We start from the raw sequence: 20,637 nt of genomic DNA, 5'->3' as shown, positions 1-20,637 counted from the left end.
CTGTAGAAGATGGCGCGGTTCCATTTGGCGGGTATCCGGCCGATGACCTCGAAGTAGCGGTTGCTCTCGGTCATGTAGCCGGGCGCGATGCCGTACTTGTCGCTGAAGGCGCTGCCGTTCAGCGTGTTGGAGTCGCGCATGAACTGGCGCGTCTCGGCGTCGGACATCAGCGAACGGAAGAACACGGTGCCCCCCAGTTGCTCGTCCTTGAACAGGTAGTGCACGGATGCCGAGATCACCTCGCCCGGCCCGATGGCGGAGTCGTCGCGGTGGCAGATGCGCTGGCGCGGGTCCAGCGTCGTGGCGTCCTGGGTGACACGCGAGAAGCGGCCGAACATGCCCAGCCCCGGGCCGGCACCCAGYCGGGGGCGCAGGTGCTGTTCGAAATAGCCCCCCAGTGCGCCGGCGATGCCGTCCGGCAGTGCCAGCTGCGGGCCGGGATAGGGATGGCCCGCGGGCGCCTCGAACTGGCCGGCCTGGGCCTGGGCAAGCGCCACGAGGGCCTCGGGGTCTTGCGCGAAGTCGTCGACCACGTAGACCGTCGCGCCGTTGGACAGCTGCACCGTCTCCAGACGGGCGTTGGGGTTGATGCGCAGCTCGGGGCCGACGACAGGCTTGTTCGTGACCAGGTCGAGCTTGGGTGCGGGGCAGAAGCCGTCGATGAACTGCTGGTGCTTTGGCAGCTTCATCAGCGTGCGCGCCACATCCTTGCGGATGTCGCCGAGGAACTCCGCGAGGTTGCGGTTGTCCATGTTGCGCGTGATGGGGTGGTGGCTGGCAGGCGTGATGCCCTGCCCCATCATGACCTGCACCCAGGAGTTCTCGGCGAACAGCTCGCCCTGGTTCAGCATGATGCGGGCGGTGTCGCGGAAATGCTGGATGCGGTGCTTGAGCAGCGGCGGCACATCCATCTCGCGGCAGTCACGCCAGAAGGCCGAGTCCGTGCGGTTGTTGACGTGGTAGTGCAGGATGATGAAGTCGCGCACGACCTCGATCGCCTCCTGCGTCTGCCGGTTGTACTCGTCGATATCGCTCTGGCGCACGCCATCGGTCGGGAACAGCTCGATCAGCCGGGTCAGGCCCTTCTGAATCAGGTGGATGCTGGTGGATTCGATCGGCTCCAGGAAGCCGCTGGCCAGGCCGATGGCGACGCAGTTCTTCTTCCAAACCTGCTCGCGCTGGCCGGGCGTGAACTTGATGACGCGCGGCTGGCGCAGCACCTCGCCCTCGATGTTGGCGAGCAGCGCCGCTTTCGCGTCGTCGTCGCTGATGTGCTTGCTGCTGAACACGACGCCGTTGCCGACCCGGTGCTGCAGCGGGATGCGCCACTGCCAGCCCCAAGGGTGGGCGATGGCGCGGGTGTAGGGCACGGGCTCGCCGACCAGCGTGGTCTGCACGGCCAGGGCGCTATCGCAGGGCAGCCAGTGCGACCAGCTTTCGTAGGGCACGCCCAGCGTCTCGCCGATGAGCAACGCGCGCATGCCGGTGCAGTCGATGAAGAAGTCGCCTTCGATCAGCGCGCCGCCATCGAGTTGCAGGCCGGTGATGTCGCCGCTGGCGGCATCGGTGTGGACCTTGGCGATCTTGCCTTCGATGCGCTGCACGCCCAGCGCTTCGGAGAAGCGGCGCAGGTACTGGCCGTAGAGCGTCGCGTCGAAGTGATAGGCGTAGTTGATGCCGTTGTCGGGCAGCGTCGCGAAGCGGTTGTCCAGCCCGGCGCGCAGCTCCAGGCAGTAGTCGCCGTAGTCGCTCGCCAGGCCACGCTTGCGGCCTTCCAGCCAGAAATGGTGGAAGCCGGCCGTCCAGTGACCCTTGCCGGTCTTGCCGAAGGAGTGGAAGTAGTTCTCGCCGACGTTGCGCCAGTTCTCGAAGCTGATGCCGAGTTTGAACGTGGCCTGCGTGGCCTGGATGAACTCGCGCTCGTCCAGGTCCAGGATCTCGTGCAGGATGTGCAGCGTCGGGATCGTGGCCTCGCCAACGCCGACCGTGCCGATCTCCTCGGACTCGACGAGCCGGATGTCGTAATGCTTGCCCAGGCATTTGGACAGGCCCGCGGCCACCATCCAGCCGGCGGTGCCGCCACCGGCGATGACGACGCGACGGATGGGTTTGGGAGCGGTGGTCATGGTCGTGGATGAGCTCATCGTTTGAGTCGGTTCTGCAGCATCGAGCGCAGCTGGCGGGCGCTGTTGTCGGTCATCGGCGCGAGGATGCCGCGCGCGGCGGGCGGGATGTGGGCCGCCGTCGTTTCGTCAGCGTCGAAGACGTAGTGGTTGAACAGCGCGCGCCAGGAATCGCGCTGGGCCGGCGGCAGGTCGCGCAGCGACAGCAAGGCCATCAACAGCGTGTTGATCGGTTCGTCCATGAAGGCCGGGGACTGCCGCCACCAGAAGTTGACGAGCGCGCTGATGGGCTCCAGCGACTCCACGCCATGCCACCACTGGCTGGGGATGAAGAGCGCATCGCCTGGCAGCAACTCGAAGGTTTGCGCATGCTCCAGCGCCTGCGCGTATCGCGGGAAACGCACGAGGTCGGGCCGCGCGTGGTCGACGAGACTGATCGGCTGGCCAGCGGGCGTCAGGTCCAGCGGACCGACGTAGAGGTTGGCCACCTGCTCGGGCGGGAAGAGCGTGAAGCGGCGCCGACCGGCGACGACGCAGGCAAGGTTGTCCGGCAGGTCGAAATGCGTGGCTACCTGCATGCGGTTGCCGAGCCAGATGCTCGCATGCGGGTTGAAGGGCGCCAGCGCAGGCAGGTCGTTGGGCGGGCGCAGGCCGGGAAAGCAGTGGTCGATGCCGGTGGAGCCGAGGTAGAGGGCGTCCGGCGTGCCGGCCAGCAGCTCGTCCAGCAGCGCGCCGAAGGTGTGGGTCTCGTGCCGGAAGTTGAAGCCGGTGAAGTCGGCGTTGTAGAAGAAGCGCCCGCCGATCTCCGGTGCGCCGCGCCAGAGGGCCAGGCGCGTGTCGGCGCCGAAGCCGCGCAGGTAGTCGCAAAAATCGGCGTCGGACCGCTGCGCGGCCTGCACCAGCGGCCAGCGCCCGACCAAGCCGCGCATCAGCACGGGCTGGGTGGACTGGAGCACGTCTGCCGGGATCGCTTCGGCGCTCACATCACTGCGCTCCAACATCCTGCTCAGACCTCCCGTGCGAGGTGGCGCTTGATCAGCTTGGTGAAGTTGGACAGCGACGCGATGGCCATGTAGATAGGCTGCAGGTAGTCGGCCTGGTGCAGCAGGCCGACGGTGCTGGCGTCCAACGCGGCGAGGCGCTCCTCCTGGAGGATGTAGTAGCCCGCCAGCTGACCATGCGAGCCGTCAGGGCGCTCCACGTCGAGCACGAAGGACTCGAGCAGTTCGTACTTCATCAGCGTCTGGATGAAGTCGGTCGTGGCCTCTAAGCCCTCATGCAGCGTGCGCAGCACGGAGTTCGCGTTCTCGGTGAAGTCGGTCGTGCCGCCATGCGGCAGGAACACGGCCTCGCCCTCGGCGCCCAGGCTGACGCGCTTGCTGTCCATGTCGACCATCATGCGCAGCTCGTCATCGGCGATGCCGATGGAGAACGGCAGGCGCTGCACGGACAGCGGCAGGTAGTCGGCATCCCAGCCCTGCTCGTTCAGGAACAGGTTCTCCCCCTCCTGCAGGCCGAACAGCGCCGCCGGCGCKAAGCCGCCTTTGCCATCGGGCTGGAAGACGATGGGGTAATGCGCCTGGAGCTTGCGGAACTCGTCCACCGTGACGGGCGCCGACATGATGTCGTCGCCCCATTGCGCGCCACGCTGGGTGATGACGCGCAGGTCCTTGTGCTGGATGTTGTTGAGCAGTTGCGGCATGGATGGGCTCTGGAAATCAAGCGGCCGGCGGCATGCCGTGCTCGCGGATGTGTTGGATGAGATCGCGGTGGCGGGGCAGGCCGCCCAGCAACCGCCGGGTGATTGTCGTCACGTCCTTGAGGCCGGTTTCGGCTTGGGTCCGCTGGTCGGCACGCGGGGCCCGCAGCGCGGGCTTGAAATGCATGCCATAGAGCACGTACTGGTAGCTCGCGGCGGGGAAGACCTCTTCGTTGCGATAGAAGTCGTTGCGCGACGGCGCGCGGTGAGCCCAGAGCTGCAGCAGTTCGCGCAGCGACTCGGGTTGCGTCGCTGCGCTGCGGTGCTCGCGCCAGTAGTCCGCGTCGTCGCGGCGGCTCAGCACATAGTGCAGCTTCAGGAAGTCGATGATGCGCGACCAGCGGTAGGCGAAGGCCTCGTTGAAGCGTTTGGCGACGAGGTCCATGTCGGCGCGATTGGCAGGCATCTCGTCGCGGATCATCGCGGCCGACAGTTCGACCAGCGCCAGCGCGGACGCCTCCAGCGGCTCGATGAAGCCGGCAGACAGCCCGACGGCGACGCAGTTGCGATGCCAAAAATGCTCGCGGTAGCCGGGGCTGAAGCTCAGCCGGCGTGGCGTTGCGTCGCCCAGCGACAGCCCGTTGCGCTGCAGATGGCCCAGCAGCGCGCGCTCGGCGGCGGCATCGTCGGTATGGCCGCTTGAAAACACCAAGCCGATGCCGCGCCGCGTGGGCAGGCCGATGTCCCAGGTCCAGCCCTCGGCATGCGCGGTGGAGATGGTCGCGGAGGCCAGCGGTGCCTGCGCATCGGCATGCGCCACCTGCACGGCCAGCGCGCTGTCGTTGAAGAGAACGCCCTTCTCGGAGCGCAGCTTGACGCCGTAATGCTGGCCCAGCAACAGGCTGGCCAGGCCCGAGCAGTCGATGAAGAGGTCGCCCTCGATGTCGCCGTGCCCACGGGTCGTCAGCGCCGCGATGTCGCCGTTCTCCTGCGAGCGCACGGCGGTGAAGTGGTCCACCACGTGGTGGACGCCGAGCACCGTCGTCGCATGCCGGCGCAGCAGGTGGCCGAGCTTGACGGCATCGAAGTGGTAGCCGTAGTTGAGGACGCCGCCGAACTCCGGCGTCGTCGTCTGCTTGGGCGCCAGGCGTGCGTCGCACACATGCGGCTGCGCACCCACGCTTTCGGCAAACGCGTGCTCGCCGCCCGCCTGCAGCCATGCGCCTGCCAGGTCGGCCTCGCCATGGCCGTGAGGCAACGTGAAGGGGTGGTAGTAGCGATCACCGGCTCCGCCGTACAGCCAGCCGTCGAAGCAGGAGCCCTGCTTGAAGGCTGCGTCGCATTCGCGGATCAGGTCGACTTCACTGAGGCCGATGCGATGCAGCGTGGCGCGCATCGTCGGCCAGGTGCCCTCGCCCACGCCGATGGAGGGCACGTCGGGGGATTCGATGAGCGTGATCTGCAGCGCGTCGGGGCCGTCACCGCCCAGTTCCGCCGCCAGGGTCGCAGCCGTCAACCAACCGGCCGAGCCTCCCCCCAGCACCACGATACGTCGAACGGCTGTCGTCACCTCGGAACTCATCCCGCAAAGTATGGCCGTGCGGGTGCCGGGCACGCCGCAAAGGCCGAGGAATTCTGAAAGGAAATTTGGCCGAGGTGGGCGTTGCGCGCCCGCCTCGGCCAATCTGGGTCGCCCGGCGAACGGCCCCGAGGGGCGTTTACCGGGCGGCGGTGCTCATCGCTCAGAAGCGATAGCGAGCACCGACCAGGTAACGGCGGCCCGTCTGGATGGCGGAGATGATCTCGTTCTTGCTGCGGCCGTGGGTGCGGATGTAGCCATCGTTCAAGTTCAGCAAGTCGGCCTGCAGGGTCAGGTTCTTGCCAATCTTGTAGCCGATGGACGCGTCCACCTGCCCATAGGCCTCGGTGTACCGCGGGTTGTTGCCGTTGTCGTTACCCAAGAGGAACGAATCGCGCCAGTTGTAGGCGGCACGAATCGACCACTGGTCGTTTTCGTAGAAGCCCACCACGTTGGCGGAATCGCTGACACCCACCAGAGGGGACTGCACATCGGTGCTTGACGCGTCGTTGCGGTACTTCAGGCCACTGCGGACCAGCGTGTAGTTGCCCGAGACGCCGAAGCCACTGGTGCTGAACATGTGCTGGAAGTTGAACTCCAGGCCCTTGATGTTGTCGCCACCGGCATTKGACGGCGTCGTGATGTCGAAGATCAGCGGCTGGGCGCCGGGGACCGTGCCCGCAATGTTGCCCTTCAGGAAGTTCGGGTCACTGGCATCGGTGACCGTGACGCCCGGCTGGCCGTTGTAGTTCTTGAAGATGTAGTTGCGCAGCAGCTTGGGACTGTCAGCAGGAATACCCGACGCCYGGGCAGCGTCGAAATACGTGCCACTGGCAGGCTGGTTCAGGCCGGCGAACGTTTGCTGAACCGTTTTCGTGGTGAAGAAGTCGGATACCTTCTTGTAGAAGGCGCCCGCTGCCACATACGACGACTTGGCGTAGTAGTACTCGGCAGACAGGTCCAAGTTCTTGGACTTCAGCGGCTTCAGTGCCGGGTCACCGGTCGAACCGGCGCCGTGGATGTTGTAGCGGCCCGAGTTCGCGTTCAGAGCGACACCGCCCAGCATGTCGCCGAAGTTCGGGCGACCGATGTTGACACCGTAGCTCGCGCGCACCTTGATATCGGACGTCAGGTCGGCATCCCAGTCGATGCTGGGCAGCCAATAGCTGTACTTGCCGTCCTTGGTACCGAAGGTCGTGGTTGCGCCATCGAGCCTCACCTCGTTTTCCGCATACCAGGTGGTGGCGTTGTAGGAGGTGACTTGTGACGAGGACGTGATCTTCGTCTGCTCATAGCGCAGACCGACCGACAGGTTCATCGGGATGGACGTGTCGAACGAGTGGTCCCACTGACCGTAGGCCGCGGTCGACTTCTCGGTGGTGCGCCAATCGTTTCCGTTGGTGAAGTCGGTATACGGCTTGAAGTAGGCATCTGCCTCCGCCGCGCTCAGCGGATTGCCCGGCGGGAGCGACGTCGGACGATACGACTGCGCGTTCTTGACGGCCTGCGCACGCAGTTGGTCGAAGTTCGGCACGAAGAACGTCGGGAACTGGCGCGCGTCGCTGCTGCCAGGAATCCGGCCGTAGAAGCTGGCGATGTTGTACTGGGCGACGGTCATGTCCTTGAACGAGCCTTGCGGGCCGATGCCACCCCAGTCGCCGTGGAAGTTGTTCGAGCCGGCGGAACGATTCTTCAGCTTGGTGAAACCGAGGCCGGCGAGCAGCTTGTCGTCGGCGCTGAGCTTGTAGGTGCCGCTGGCCTGGACCTGATCGACGTCCTGATAGGAAATGTTGTTGGTGAACTGCGAGCCCGTGACGGTGGTCTTGCTGGAGTCGTACTTCAAGCCGGGCGACTGCATGACCGGGAACTTCTGGTCGTAGTACATCGTCGTGTTGCCCTGGTTGAACATTGCCAGGTCAATGACGTTGGTGTCGCCATAAGGGCTGTCCGGATTGGTCCGGGACGTCGAATGGTGAGCGTCGAGATCGATGTTCAGCTTCTCGCTGACCTTCCATGCCGCATTGAAACCGGTGGAGTTCAGCTTGGTCTTGACCGCCTGCTGGGCAGCGTACATCGCGAAGTCGTGCGTGCCGTCCCAGGTGGCCGTCTGGATGATCGGGTCGTAGACCTGGCCCGTGGCGGTGAAGGTCGTGGGCGGCTGGCCATTCAACGGGCCCGAATACGAGGGGCCGAACCAGGAGGAGTTCTCAATGGCGTTCTGCTTGGTCGCGTTGATGGCAATCGTGTGGTCCAGCGTGAACTTCAGTTCCTTCGTCGGGGCGAACTGCAGAACGGCCTGACCGTTGATGCGCTCGCGCTCCAGATCGGTCACGCGGTAACGCACGTCATTCGTGTGCGTCACATAGCCGCTGGTCGGGAAGTTCTTCAGGTTGCCGGCCGGAACACCGTCATACGCCGTACCGGCGGCACCGTTCGTAATCGGCTGTGTTTGCCAGCCGTTGCCGGTGAACGCGTTGTTGGAGCCCGAGTTGCGCTTCGAGTAGTTGCCGCTAATCGAGATGCCGAGCGTGCGGTCCCCGAAGGACGTGCTGTAGATGCCGGAGATTTCTGGCGTGACCTTCGAGCCCGCAATCTCGCCCGGCAGGCGGCCGATCGACTCGTCATAGTTGGCCTTGATGCCGATGCTGGCGATGGTTTCGCGCACATCCAGCGGGCGGGCCGTCTTGACGTTGATGGTGGCGCCGATACCGCCCGTCGGCGACGAGGCACGAGCGGTCTTGTACACCTCCAGCGCGGAAACTGCGTCGGAGGACAGGTTGGCAAAGTCGAAGGCGCGGCCGGCACCATTGGAGGTCGGCATCTGCCGGCCGTTCAGCAGCACCATGTTGAACTGCGGGCCGACGCCGCGAACGGTGACTTGCGAGCCTTCACCGCTCATGTTCCGGTCGATGGACACGCCGGCGATGCGCTGCATCGACTCGGCCAGGTTGGTGTCCGGGAACTTGCCGATGTCTTCAGCCACGATGCCATCGACCAAGCCGCGCGAATCGCGCTTCAGGGTGACAGCGCTGTCAAGGGACCGGCGAATACCCGTGATGACCACGGTCTCCAGGGAGTTGGCAGCAGCCGACGCCGCAGATGCAGGCGCCGCAGCGCCAGCCTGCTGAGCATGTACCGCAGCGGCACCCGTGAGCAACGCGATCGACGAGGCCCACGCAACGGGCTTGAGCCGGATGGACCGCACGGGACCACGCCGAACTTTGGAAATCTGAGGGTGTTTCATTTGTCTCCTTACTTGCTTTAAGCGGCTGTAGCGCCGATTGATGACGACTCTATGGCCCGCTGATGCCAGCACTTGGTAGCGTTACCAGCACTCCTCAAAAAAGAGAGTGCCCGTTGCAGGCGCCTGCGTACTGTACGTTTTGGCCTCCCCATGACTCCTGGGGTTTACGCGAGTTGATCTTGCCGTGTGCGCAATCAACAACACCTGCGAAAGCAGCTCTTTCCGGGGTGGCCGGACAGCGAATCGTGCGCTTGCGCGCAACCATCGGGGATGAGCTTTGGTAGCGATCTCAGCATCCTTGCCAAGAGCACATCGATCTGCGGGTCAATTCAAATAGACAACGCTGTCAACAATATCCCAATGTGGCGGAGGATTCAATTGCGTGCGCAGTCTGGTTTTCCCGGAATGGGGACAGAAAGCCCAAGATGGTTCACTTGGGCACCAGAGGGGTGCCTCTGGTTTCAGTGCAGGTACGGCGCCCGTGATGAGTTGTCCAAAAGCAACGCAGTGGAGAAAGCAGGCTCAGGCCAGGTCCAGTCGGTAGCCCACGCCGTACACCGAAGCGATGCATTCCTGGGCTGGCTCCAGCGCCGCCAGCTTGCGGCGGATGTTCTTGATATGGCTGTCGACAACCCGGTCGGACACGTCGCGGAAGTCCTCGTGGATGAGATCCAGCAGTTGGGACCGTTCGAAAACGCGCCCCGGCTGTTGCAGCAGCTGGCGCAACAGGCGGAACTCCACCGGCGTCAACGACAGCGCCTGCTCCTGCCAGACGATGCGCTGGCCCGCCTCATCCACCGCAAAGCCGCCACCCGCCGGCACCAGTGTGGCCGGCGCCAGCCGTCCCTGGGCGCGGCGCAGCAGGGCCTTCACGCGGGCCACGAGTTCGCGCGGGCTGAAGGGCTTGCAGACGTAGTCGTCCGCGCCGAGTTCCAGGCCAAGCAGCCGGTCCAGTTCCTCGACACGGGCGCTGTTGATGAGGATGGGCACGTCGCTGAACATGCGCACGGCGCGGCAGACCTCCAGGCCGTCCAGCCCGGGCAGCATGACGTCCAGCAGCACCGCCGCCGGCATCGGGCCGGTCTTGAGCCTCTCCAGCGCCTGGCGGCCATCGGCCAGCCATTCGCTGCGGTAGCCGGCGGCCTGCAGATAGTCCCGCACCAGGGCCGCCAGCTTGGGCTCGTCCTCGACGATCAGGATGAGATCGCTCATAGGCCATTTCCCTCGGKTTTGAGCGGCAGTGTCAGCACCATGGCCAGGCCGCCCAGCGTCGAGGCCTCGGCGTGCAGGCGACCGCCATGGGCCAGCGCGATGGCACGGGCGATGGCCAAGCCCAGGCCCGAGCCCCCAAAGGCGCGACTGCGCGAGGGGTCGACACGGTAGAGCGGGTCGAACAGGCGGTCCAGCTCGGCCTCCGCCACGCCGGGCGGTGTGTCTTCGATGCGGATCTCGATGGCCGTGCCCAGCGAGCGCGCGGACACCTGCAGCAGGCCGGGAGCCTCGGTGTAGCGCAGGCTGTTCTCAAGCAGATTGGCCAGCAGTTGAGAGATTCGCACTGCGTCCCAGTACGCGGCCGGCAGCACCTGCGGCAGAGGCGCCTCAATGACCAGGCCCCGCGCCCTGGCACGCGGCGCGATGCGCTCAAGGGCCGCCTGCAGCAGCGCAACCGGCGCCACGGGCTCGAATTCGCAAGGCAGGGACCGCAGCTCGGAGGTAGCCAGCAGGTGGAAGTCTTCAACCAGGCGGGACAGGCGCTTGATCTCTTCCTGCAGCGAGGTGAGCGCCGCGCTGTCCAGCGGCCGTATGCCGTCCACCAGCGCCTCGACCTCGCCACGCAGCACGGCCAGCGGCGTGCGCAACTCGTGGGACAGCTCGGCGATCCAGCGCTGGCGGCTGCTCTCCAGTCGCTGCAGCGCCTCGGCCATGCCGTTGATGTCCGCGTGCAGGCCTGTGATCTCGCTGGCACCGCCGCCATCGCGGGGCGCGGGCAGGCGCACGTCGAACTCGCCCGCCGCGATCCGCCGTGCCGCAACCTGGGCCTCGGCCAATGGCCGCGCCCAGCGCACGGCGAGCAGCCGTGCCAGCACCAAGGCCACGATGAGGACACCCCCGACCACAACGCCCAAGCCGATGTACTGCCGTCGCAGGAAACTGGCGTCCACCCCCTCGGCCGGCCCGGCACGTTCCGCCAGCCGCAGCACGGCCAGCGTCTGGCCATTGAGCTTGATGGCGCGGGTCTGGCCGGGGCGGCCCAGCGTCTCGCGGCGGCCCGCCAGCGGGGTGATGCCATCGGCAGCCAGCACAACGACGCGTGGGCCGAAATTGGAAGGATCGCGGCGCGGCGGTGGTGGGTCGCGGCGCGGGTCAGGCGGCGGACGGCGGCCCTCGGGATCGCCACGCTCCGGTGGCGGCGGATCGTCGGACCGGCCGCCCGGCGGTGGTCCTTCAGCAGGGCCGCCATGCCCCGTCGACACGCGCACGGTGTCCAGCCAGTCACGCAGCGCCGGGCGCCAGTCCTGCGGCGCCCCGCCGCGCCGGGCCAGGTCTCGCTCGGCGGCTTCCATCAGTCGCGTCAGGTGCTCGCCGTCCTGAGCCTGCAGATAGTCACTGAAGCCGGCGCGCAGATTCCAGACCACTTGACCGGCCACGGCCGCGACGGCCGCCAGCGCGATGGTGATGAGAAGCAGAGACAACTGGTGGACAAGACGCATGCGCGCATCTTGCCGGGCAACTGTGGAGCCGGCCTCCACAGTTTCTCCATGCTGGGCCCACGCTCGGCCGGGAAGCTCGCGGCATGCCAACGAAGGAGACCGCCATGCCCGCCCGCCACATCCTGCTGCCCGCAATGCTGCTCTGCCTGCTCGCTGGCTGCGGCGGCGGCGCTGGCGGCGCCGCTGCCGACGCCAGCGCCGATGCCGCCGCCCAGCGCCCACCCCGCACGCCTTTGCCAGCGCCCGTTCCCGTGCCGACGCTGGCCCAGGTCGGCGACCGGTTGTTCGAGGAGGTCAGCCTCTCCGCCAGCGGCAAGCTGGCTTGCGCCAGCTGCCACGTCGAGGCGCGCGGCCATTCGGATGCAACCGGCAGCTTCCTGCCCCTGGGTGGTACCGACGGCACCCACCAGGGCCTGCGCAGTTCGCCCAGCGCTCGTTACCTCGATCAGGCCGGCGCCTTTGGGTTTGACGCCCAGGGCCGGCCGCGCGGCGGGCTGTTCTGGGATGGCCGCGCCAACAACCGCAGCGAGCAGGCGCGCGGGCCACTGTTCAATGCTGACGAGATGGCCAATGCCGACGTCGCCGCGCTGGCAACCCGGTTGCGCGCCCTGCCCTATTCGGCCGACCTGCGTGCCGCAGCCAATCTGCCGGCCGCCGCGACTGACAACCAGTTGGTCGACGCCGCCGTCACCGCACTCGCCCGCTACCAGGCCGATGACGCCAGGTTCCATCCGTTCACAAGCAAGTTCGACGCGGTCCAGGACGGCCGCACCACCTTCACCGCCCAGGAGCAGCGCGGCCTCAATCTGTTCAACGACCCGCAGCGCGGCAACTGCGCCAGCTGCCATGACAGCCGGCCTGTTCAAATCCAGCCAGGCCTGAACCGCGCCCTGTTCACCAACTTCAGCTATCACGCCCTCGGCGTGCCGCGCAACCAGAGCCAGGCCACCGCCAATCCGGCCTTCTTCGATCTCGGCCTGTGCGCCCGCAGCGACCTCGCTGGCCGCGCCGACCTGTGCGGGATGTTCCGCACGCCGACGCTGCGCAACGTCGCCTTGACGGGACCGTACTTCCACAACGCCCGCTTCGCCGCACTCGAAGACGCCGTCGCCTTCTACGCCACGCGTGACCTCGATCCGGCGCGCTGGTACCCGACCGTCAACGGACAGGCCCTGGTCTACAACGACCTGCCCGCCCTCTACCACGGCAATGTCCAGCAAGGCGCACCCTTCCGGCGCGCCGGCCAGCCGCCGACCCTGACCGCCCAGGACGTGACCGACGTTGTCGCCTTCCTGCGCACGCTCAGCGACGGTTTCGCGACAGCGCCGGCGGCACAGTGAAGGGGTCCGCTCCTGAGAAGAAACTGCTAGAGTCACGGAGAGGTAACTTGGTTACTTCTCCTATAGCAATTCCTTCTCGGACGACCTGCCATGCCCTCACGAGCCGCTCCTGCCCGCCAAGAGATCGACAAAAAGGCCGACAAGAATGAACCGCTGGTGGCCGACATCCGGCTGCTCGGGCGCATCCTCGGCGACGTCATCCGCGAACAGGAGGGGCGCGAGGCCTACGAGCTGGTCGAGCGCATCCGCCAGCTGTCGGTGGCCTATCGCCACAAGCACGACAAGGAAGCCGGCAAGCGCTTCGACAAGCTGCTGAAGAGCCTGTCCGGCGAGCAGGCCGTCAGCGTCATCCGCGCTTTCAGCTATTTCTCGCATCTGGCCAACATCGCCGAGGATCGTCACCACATCCGCCGCCGCGACGTGCACGAGCGAGCCGGCAGCCTGCAGCCCGGCTCGCTGGCCTATTGCCTGGAGCATCTGCACGAGGCCGGCATCCGCCCGACCGAGATCGCCGAGGTGCTCAAGCGCGGCTTCATCTCGCCGGTGCTGACAGCCCATCCGACCGAGGTGCAGCGCAAGAGCATCCTGGACGCCGAGCGCGCCGTGGCCGGCCTGTTGGAAGCTCGCGACCGCGCGGGCACGGAGCGTGAGCTGCGCGACACCGAGGGCCTGCTGCGCGCCCGCATCACCCAACTCTGGCAGACGCGCATGCTGCGCTACTCCAAGCTGACGGTGGCCGACGAGATCGAGAACGCGCTCTCCTACTACCAGTCCACCTTCCTGCGTCAGATTCCCAAGCTCTATGCCGAGCTGGAGGAGCACCTGCCCGGCGAGCAACTGCCCAGCTTCCTGCGCATGGGCAACTGGATCGGCGGCGACCGCGACGGCAACCCCAACGTCGGCGCCGTGACGCTCAAGCGCGCCATGCAGCGCCAGAGTGAGGTGGCGCTGCGCCACTACCTGACCGAGCTGCACGAGTTGGGCGCGGAGCTGTCCATCTCGCTGCACCTGACGGGCGTCTCTGCCGACATGCAGAAGCTCGCCGAGCGCAGCCCCGACCAGAACGTCCATCGCATGGACGAGCCTTACCGCCGTGCGCTGACGGGCATGTATGCCCGCCTGGCCGCCACCCTGCATGCGCTGACCGGCACCGAGGCGCTGCGCCATGCCGTCGCGCCGCAAGACCCCTATCGCACACCCGATGAGCTGCTGGCCGACCTGCGCATCATCGAGGCCTCGCTGAAGAGCCACCATGCCGAAGCGCTGATCGCACCGCGGTTGAGCCCGCTGGTCCGCGCCGTGCAGGTGTTCGGTTTCCACCTCGCCACGCTGGACCTGCGCCAGAGCAGCGACCAGCACGAGCTGGTGCTGGCGGAGTTGCTGGCCACGGCCCGGATCGAGGCCGACTACCCGGCGCTCGATGAAGCCGCCAAGCGCGAACTGCTGCTGAAGCTGCTCAACGACGCCCGCCCGCTGCGCGTCATCGGCGCGAGCTATACCGACAAGACGCTGTTCGAACTCGCCACCTTCGAAGCCGCCCGCGAGGCCCTGGCCCGCTTCGGCCGCGAGGCGCTGCGCCACTACATCATTTCGCACACCGAGTCGGTGTCCGACCTGCTGGAAGTGGCCCTGCTGCTGAAGGAAACCGGCCTGCTGCGCGGCGTGCTGACCGAGTATGCGGTCAGCGACCTCATCATCGTGCCGCTGTTCGAGACCATTGGCGACCTGCGCGTCGCGCCGGACATCATGCGCGAGTTCTACGCCCTGCCCGGCGTGCGCGGCCTGGTGGACCGTTCGAGCGGCGAGCAGGACATCATGCTGGGCTACTCGGACAGCAACAAGGACGGGGGCATGTTCACCTCGTCCTGGGAGCTCTACCGCGCCGAGATCGCGCTGGTCGAGCTGTTCGACGAATTGAAGCGCGTCGGCCCCATCACGCTGCGCCTCTTCCACGGCCGTGGCGGCACCGTCGGCCGCGGCGGCGGCCCGAGCTATCAGGCCATCCTGGCCCAGCCTCCCGGCACCGTGAACGGCCAGATCCGCCTGACCGAGCAGGGCGAGGTCATCGCCTCCAAGTACGCCCACCCGGAGATCGGCCGGCGCAACCTGGAAACGCTGGTGGCCGCCACGCTGGAGGCCACGCTGCTGCATCCGACGCAGAGCGCGCCCAAGGGCTTTTTGCAGGCTGCACAGGCGCTGTCGGACGCGAGCTTCGACGCCTACCGCGGTCTCGTCTACGGCACGCCGGGCTTTGCCGACTACTTCTTCGCCAGCACGCCCATCCGCGAGATCGCCGAGCTGAACATCGGCTCACGCCCGGCCTCACGCAAGGCTACGCGCGCCATCGAAGACCTGCGCGCCATCCCCTGGGGCTTTTCCTGGGGCCAGGCCCGCGTCGCCCTGCCCGGCTGGTGCGGCTTCGGCTCCGGCGTGGAGGCCTTCCTCGGCGAAGAGCCGGCACAGCGCGCCAAGAACCTGGCCCTGCTCAAGCGCATGCTCAAGGGCTGGCCCTTCTTCCGCGCGCTGCTGTCCAACCTCGACATGGTGCTGGCCAAGACCGACCTGGCCCTGGCCGAGCRCTACGTGGAACTGGTGGAGGACAAGAAGCTCGGCAAGCGCATCTTCACGGCCATCCGCGCCGAGTTCGACCTCACGCAAGCGGCGCTGAGCCTCATCACCGGCGACGACAAGCGCCTGGCGGCCAACCCGTCGCTGGCCCGCTCCATCGAACACCGCTTCCCCTACATCGACCCGCTCAACCACCTGCAGGTCGAGCTGATGCGCCGCTACCGCCGCACCCAGGCGGACGACCCGGCCATGGAGCGCGTGCAGCGCGGCATCCATCTGTCCATCAACGGCATCGCCGCGGGGCTGCGCAACACCGGTTGAAGCGCACGCCCCCGACCGCGTCGCCTGGACGCTAGCGCTGGTAGGCCGCCAGCGTGTCGCCAACGACGCGCACCGTGTCGCCCACGCGGAAAGACGGCGGGTMGGCATAGACAACCGTGCGCTGCTGGCCGTCGTTCGTGCGCACCACCACTTCATACTGCGTGCGCTCGCTGTTGCGCTTCTGGATCTCGCGGCCCAGCAGCGCGCCGCCCACTGCTCCGGCCACGCCCGCGGCCGTGCGGCCATCGCCCTTGCCGAACTGGCTGCCCACCACCGCGCCCAGCACGCCGCCGGCCACCGTGCCCAGCACGCGGCCCTCGCCGTCGACCTGCACGGCATTCACGGCCTGCACGGTCGCGCAGTCATAGCAGGCCTCGGCGCGGCGCGGCGGCAGGTTCACACTGGCATACGCATTGGGCACGCTGCTGCGCACGCTGCGGTCCCCCAGGCGCAACTGGGCCGTCAAAGGCCGCTCGGTATCCACCCAGGCGCCGCGCGGCAGCACATAGGTGCCGGCATATTCGCCGGGGCGAATCTCCTCAAGGACGATGTTGCGCGTATCGCTGCCCTGCAGCAGCACGGAGGCCTGGCCACCTGGTGTGCCACGCAAGGTGTAGCGCAGCGCCTCGGCGCGGCCACGGCCGCGTTCGCGCACAACATCCATGGACTGGATCTCCGGCCGCAGGGCCGTCTCGCCCGGCACCGGCCAGCCCGCCTGCAGCGCTTCGCCCAGCAGCGCCGTCGTGACGCGGTTGTCACGGCGCAGATTGGCATGCACCCGCGAATCCGGCCCGATGCGGTCCGAGCGGCCGATGATGTAGCTGCCCTGATAGCGGCCCGCGCTGGTCTCGTCCAGGCGCACCGTGCGCCGGCTGCCGTCGATCTGCAGCAGCACGTTTGCCCCCGGCGTGCCCCAGACCGTGAAGTTCAGCTCGGCGCCCGGCTCGAGGCGGTCGACCTGTTCGACGTCGAAGCCCGTCACACGCAGCATCGCCACCTGGCTGCTGCGCTGCTGCGCCTGGGCTGGCTCGGCCAGGAAGGGCGTGCCGGCCACCAGCGCGCAGGCCAGGGCCGTTGCCGAGAAATGCTTGGCGTGCTTCATTGCGCGCTCCTGTTGATTGGGGAGCCCCAGCCTAGGCGCCACCGCAGTGCAGCAAACATCGGCCTGCTGCCTGCTCACGGGTAGGCCCATACCTACATGCGAGTGGGTTCGTGATCCCCTGCGTCGAGCTCCGGCGCGGCGGCCTGAAACGAATGAAACAAACGCCCGGCCCTCCGCAGCCCGCTTGAAACACGGGCACCGGAGGATGCCGCCACACACCGGAGATCGCCATGACCGAGCCCCACGCCACCCCCGTCGTCTGCCTGCACTCCAGCGCCGCCAGCGGCAAGCAATGGCGCCGCCTCGTTGCCCGGGGTGGTGACGCCTGGCAGTGGCACACGCCCGATCTCTACGGCCATGGCGGCCGACCCGACTGGCCGGAGCTGATGCCCAGCCAGCTGTCGGTCGAAGCCAACGGCGTGCTGGCCGGCTTGCCGTTCGCACCCAACCAGGGCTTTCATCTCGTCGGCCACAGCTATGGAGGCGCCGTCGCCCTGCAGATGGCACTGCAGCAGCCGCAGCGCGTGCTGTCGCTGACCTTGTACGAACCCGTGGCCTTCGGCGTGCTGCCAGCCCTGGGTCCGAACGAGCCGGAGTGGGAGGAAATCAGCACGGTCGCCGCCACGCTGGGTGCCGCACTCGACCGCAGCGACGATTTCGGCGCCGCGCGCGGTTTCTGCGCCTATTGGCAGGGCCGCGACGTCTGGCCCGAGATGGACATCGCCGCGCAGCTGCGCATCGCCGAAGCCATGCCGACGGTGCGCCGCCATTTCGAGGCCTTGTTCGCCGCGCAATGGAGCGACAGCCTGCTGGACCTGCTGCGCATGCCGGTGCAACTGATCTGCGGCAGCGCCACCCGCGCCAGTGCGCGGCGCGTGGCGCAGAGCCTGTCAGTGCGCCTGCCGCTGGTGAAGCTGCAGATGCTGGAAGGCGCCGGGCACATGGCGCCGATCACGGAGGCGGCGCGGGTCAATGGGCTGGTGCTGGAGAGCCTGGCCAGCCTGCAGCGGGTGCAGGCAGCTTGAGCGAGAGCGATTCAGCGCAGAGCGGCGCTCGCACTTGAAGCAGGCGCTGCGCGCTGGTTGCGCTGGCTCAGCCAATTGAGAGCGAGCTGCAATTCGCCGCCTTTCGCGCGTTCGACGAAGGAGTCCGCAGTGCGGCCAATGCTGYGGCAGTCGAACCCCAGCGCCACGCCTGATGCGTCGTCAGTGAAATAGCCTTGGGCCGCCGCCAGCTTGGCAGCGTCGTACTTCTGTTGCTCGGGCGGTACGCCAACCCGGTCAGCAGTCTTCTGCGCCACCGCGGCCTCAAGCAGAGTGTCGGCGCTGTCCATCACCCTRCGGGACAACTGTTGGCACAGCGGCACACGCTGCGCGTCCTTCAAGCCGTCCGGGTTGCAGTACCGACCCACCGCACCGACGACAAACCAGTCACCTAGCGCTGCCTGGCGGCCCATGATGTCGATCGAAACCATGCCAAGGCTGACTCGGTCCGCCACTGCCGAGGGCGCCTCCTTCATGGCGGCAGCAATCAGCGGCTCTCCGGCACTCAACCTTGGCCGACGAAGGGACTCCTCCAGCGCATCCTTGGCGGCGACCACGTCATGGCTGTGGAGCGCCCTGTAGGCCAGAAGCATCCATGGCCTCGCGTCGCCGGGGTCGCGGTCAATCCAGCCTTGGACGTCCAGCCCACGGCAATTGGGGGAAGCATCAGCCTGTTCACCGTAGTGGCAGCCAGCCAATCCGAGCCGGTACGCCGGGGCGTCCTGGCTATTCGCAGCGATGGCTGCAGCACCCTCGCTGTCGCCCATGACCAGCCGGCTGGCCACGCGGTCCACGTCAGACCCTGCCGCAAGGCGAGCCGCCAGTTGGCTTCGCGCAATCTCGGTGCGTCGGGTCATGGCGGCATTCGCAGCCTGGAGCCACGCGGGCGGAACGGCCGAGCTGTCCTCCATTGCGTTTTTCAATTCCGCCGGGGAGACGCGCCCGACACCGCAAATCTCCACCGACGTATCGGCAACGGCAAAGCTTGCGGGCGCCGACCCGGCGTTCGCTGCACGGTCGAAAGGTTTCGCAGCGGCGGCGCCACTGGACATGCTCGCGGGCGCGATGGTCTCAGCCCCGACCGCAGGTGCCGATGCCGATGTCTGCGGCGCTTGCATGCGCACCGGACGCCCAGCGCCTTCCCACCCTGCTCGCAGCCACGCCGAGCCCCCCACGGCTACCAGAACAATCACAAGCAGCCCAAGCCGCCATCGGCGCACGAAGCTGCCCGTCAACGCTCTTGCCTCGCCAGAGCTTCGCGCACGGCCGCCACCTGGCGGCGTGACACGGCCAGCCATTCATCGACATGGACGACGCGCACCGCCCAGCTGTCGGCGACCTCGGCGGCTTCACCGCCATCCAGTTCGCCGAAGGACGTCGGCGCGTGGCGCTCCAGTTYGCGCACGGCCCAGCGCGCCACCAGCGCGTTGCGGTGCACGCGCAGGAAGCGCTCGCCGAAGCGCTGCTCCAGGTCGGACAGCGCCCCGTCCATCACATGGCTTTCGCTGGCGGTGCGCAGCGTCAGGTATTTCAGTTCGGCCTTGAAATACAGCACCTCCGCGATCGGTACGCGCAGCAGGCGGCCCCGGTCGGTCAGCGTGACGAAGTCGGCCGTATCAGGAGCGCCGGGCGCGCCGGGCGTGTCCAACGGCTGCTGAGCCTGGGCGGCACCCCGCTCGGCCAGGCGCTGCGCGGCGCGGGCCAGGGCGGCCTGCAAGCGCTCGCGGCGAACGGGCTTGGTCAGGTAGTCCAGCGCGTCGAGTTCGAAGGCGCGCAGCGCATGCATGGCATGGGCCGTGACGAAAATGATCAGCGGCGCCGGCAGGCCGGGCTGATCCGCCTGACGCTGGGCCAGRCTGTCGGCGAGCTGCAGGCCGTCGGCGCCAGGCATCTGCACGTCCAGCAGCACGATGTCGCAGCCATGTTCGCGCAGCCAGGCCGCGGCCTGGGAACCGGTGGCCGCCTCGGCGACGACCTCGCAGCGCGGTTCCTGGATGGCGTCGACCAGACCGCGCAGGCGCAGCCGGGCCAGGGGTTCGTCGTCGACGAGGAGGACGCGCAGGGCTGTGGTCATAACGGCACCAGGATACGCAAGGAAAAGCGCTGCTCGGTGGATTCGATCTCGAAGCGAGCCGCGACATCGTGCATCAGCTTCAACCGCTGGCGCACATTGCGCAGGGCCAGGCCATGGCCRGCCGTTCGCGTCGGCCCGCCGACGGTGTTGACGATGCGGATCTCGACCTCGGCGCCGCGGCGCACCGTTGTGACCTCCAGCTCGCCGCCCTCGTCATTGGGCTCGACGCCATGGCGCACCGCGTTCTCTACCAGCGGCTGCAGCAGCAGCGGCGGTACGCGCACGCTGTTCGCCTCGGGGTCGAGGTGCCAGACGATGCGCAGCCGCTTTCCGAAGCGGATCTGCTCGATGGCGAGGTAGCGGCGCGCCAGCTCGACCTCCTCGGCCAGCGTGACCGAGGCGCTGGCGTCGGCCAGGGCGACGCGGAAAAGCTCGGCCAGGTCCTCCAGCACGCTCTCGGCGCGTGCCGGGTCGATCTGCACGAGGGCGATGGCACTGTTCAGCGTGTTGAACAGGAAGTGCGGCCGAATGCGCGACTGCAACTCGACGAGCTGAGCCAAGGCGTCGGCCGGGCGCTGGGTGTGCTCGCGCATCTTGAGCCAGGCCAGCAGCAAGGCCGCGCCGCTGGCCCCACAGGCAGCAATGCTGGCGATACGCCAGGCGCTGGACGGGTCTTCACTCGTCAGGCTCAGCAGGCCAAAGCCCATCAAGGCACCGACGGCGCCGAGCAGCATCAGCGCGCCCCACTGCACCGGCTCGGGCAGGCGCGGCCACAGCCGCTTGGCCGCGCAGACGACGAGCAGCCAGGACAGCACGGCGAACATCGTCACGAC

At 67.5% G+C, this 20,637-nt stretch carries 14 protein-coding genes; 3 read left to right on the top strand and 11 right to left on the bottom strand.

Annotation, left to right across the window (positions count from 1 at the left end; all coding sequences use genetic code 11):
• The 7 genes from ACXJKR_RS06440 to ACXJKR_RS06410 all read right to left on the bottom strand — a co-directional run.
• On the bottom strand, window positions 1-2,126 hold a 2,126-nt coding region (locus tag ACXJKR_RS06440), incomplete at its 3' end, for a DUF6445 family protein (RefSeq protein ID WP_457321699.1).
• Between the two features lie 14 nt (window positions 2,127-2,140).
• A complete protein-coding gene (locus ACXJKR_RS06435; protein WP_457321698.1) occupies window positions 2,141-3,106 on the bottom strand; it encodes a cupin-like domain-containing protein in 966 nt (321 codons plus the stop codon).
• Between the two features lie 23 nt (window positions 3,107-3,129).
• Window positions 3,130-3,825: a SapC family protein gene (locus ACXJKR_RS06430; protein ID WP_457321696.1), complete on the bottom strand. Its 696-nt coding sequence runs from the start codon at window positions 3,823-3,825 to the stop codon at window positions 3,130-3,132.
• Window positions 3,826-3,841: 16 nt separating this feature from the next.
• On the bottom strand, window positions 3,842-5,404 hold the full coding sequence (locus ACXJKR_RS06425; protein ID WP_457321694.1) for a tryptophan halogenase family protein: 1,563 nt from the start codon (window positions 5,402-5,404) through the stop codon (window positions 3,842-3,844).
• A gap of 160 nt (window positions 5,405-5,564) precedes the next feature.
• Complete coding sequence (locus ACXJKR_RS06420; protein WP_457321692.1) at window positions 5,565-8,645, bottom strand: TonB-dependent receptor; 3,081 nt, start codon at window positions 8,643-8,645, stop codon at window positions 5,565-5,567.
• A gap of 522 nt (window positions 8,646-9,167) precedes the next feature.
• Window positions 9,168-9,857, bottom strand: a complete 690-nt coding sequence (locus ACXJKR_RS06415; protein WP_056195288.1) for a response regulator — start codon at window positions 9,855-9,857, stop codon at window positions 9,168-9,170.
• Complete coding sequence (locus ACXJKR_RS06410) at window positions 9,854-11,356, bottom strand: ATP-binding protein (protein WP_457321690.1); 1,503 nt, start codon at window positions 11,354-11,356, stop codon at window positions 9,854-9,856. Before ACXJKR_RS06410 ends, ACXJKR_RS06415 begins: the two co-directional genes overlap by 4 nt.
• Window positions 11,357-11,460: 104 nt before the next feature.
• On the opposite strand from ACXJKR_RS06410, the gene ACXJKR_RS06405 reads away from it, so the two are divergent.
• Both ACXJKR_RS06405 and ppc read left to right on the top strand, forming a co-directional pair.
• The gene (locus ACXJKR_RS06405; RefSeq protein ID WP_457321688.1) at window positions 11,461-12,696 is read left to right on the top strand and encodes a cytochrome-c peroxidase; all 1,236 of its coding nucleotides are present in this window, start codon (window positions 11,461-11,463) and stop codon (window positions 12,694-12,696) included.
• 90 nt (window positions 12,697-12,786) lie between these two features.
• The gene (ppc, locus tag ACXJKR_RS06400) at window positions 12,787-15,585 is read left to right on the top strand and encodes a phosphoenolpyruvate carboxylase (RefSeq protein ID WP_457321686.1); all 2,799 of its coding nucleotides are present in this window, start codon (window positions 12,787-12,789) and stop codon (window positions 15,583-15,585) included.
• A gap of 31 nt (window positions 15,586-15,616) precedes the next feature.
• Here the strand turns inward: ppc and ACXJKR_RS06395 are convergent, their stop codons facing one another.
• Window positions 15,617-16,687: a glycine zipper 2TM domain-containing protein gene (locus ACXJKR_RS06395; protein WP_457321684.1), complete on the bottom strand. Its 1,071-nt coding sequence runs from the start codon at window positions 16,685-16,687 to the stop codon at window positions 15,617-15,619.
• Between the two features lie 230 nt (window positions 16,688-16,917).
• Here ACXJKR_RS06395 and ACXJKR_RS06390 point away from each other — a divergent pair, with 230 nt between their 5' ends.
• Window positions 16,918-17,712 carry an alpha/beta fold hydrolase gene (locus tag ACXJKR_RS06390; protein WP_457321683.1) on the top strand — a complete coding sequence of 265 codons (795 nt, stop codon included), beginning with the start codon at window positions 16,918-16,920 and terminating at the stop codon, window positions 17,710-17,712.
• Window positions 17,713-17,723: 11 nt separating this feature from the next.
• On the opposite strand, the gene ACXJKR_RS06385 is transcribed toward ACXJKR_RS06390, so the two are convergent.
• The 3 genes from ACXJKR_RS06385 to ACXJKR_RS06375 all read right to left on the bottom strand — a co-directional run.
• The gene (locus ACXJKR_RS06385; RefSeq protein WP_457321681.1) at window positions 17,724-18,782 is read right to left on the bottom strand and encodes a hypothetical protein; all 1,059 of its coding nucleotides are present in this window, start codon (window positions 18,780-18,782) and stop codon (window positions 17,724-17,726) included.
• A 179-nt stretch (window positions 18,783-18,961) separates the two neighbouring features.
• On the bottom strand, window positions 18,962-19,804 hold the full coding sequence (locus ACXJKR_RS06380) for a LytR/AlgR family response regulator transcription factor (protein WP_457321679.1): 843 nt from the start codon (window positions 19,802-19,804) through the stop codon (window positions 18,962-18,964).
• The coding region (locus tag ACXJKR_RS06375; RefSeq protein WP_457321677.1) for a sensor histidine kinase at window positions 19,801-20,637 on the bottom strand (837 nt) is incomplete at its 5' end. The genes ACXJKR_RS06380 and ACXJKR_RS06375, both read right to left, overlap by 4 nt.

Source organism: Roseateles sp. P5_E11 (genome assembly GCF_054049355.1).
Note: the sequence above shows the minus strand (reverse complement) of the source record. Positions and strands in the feature narration are given on the sequence as shown.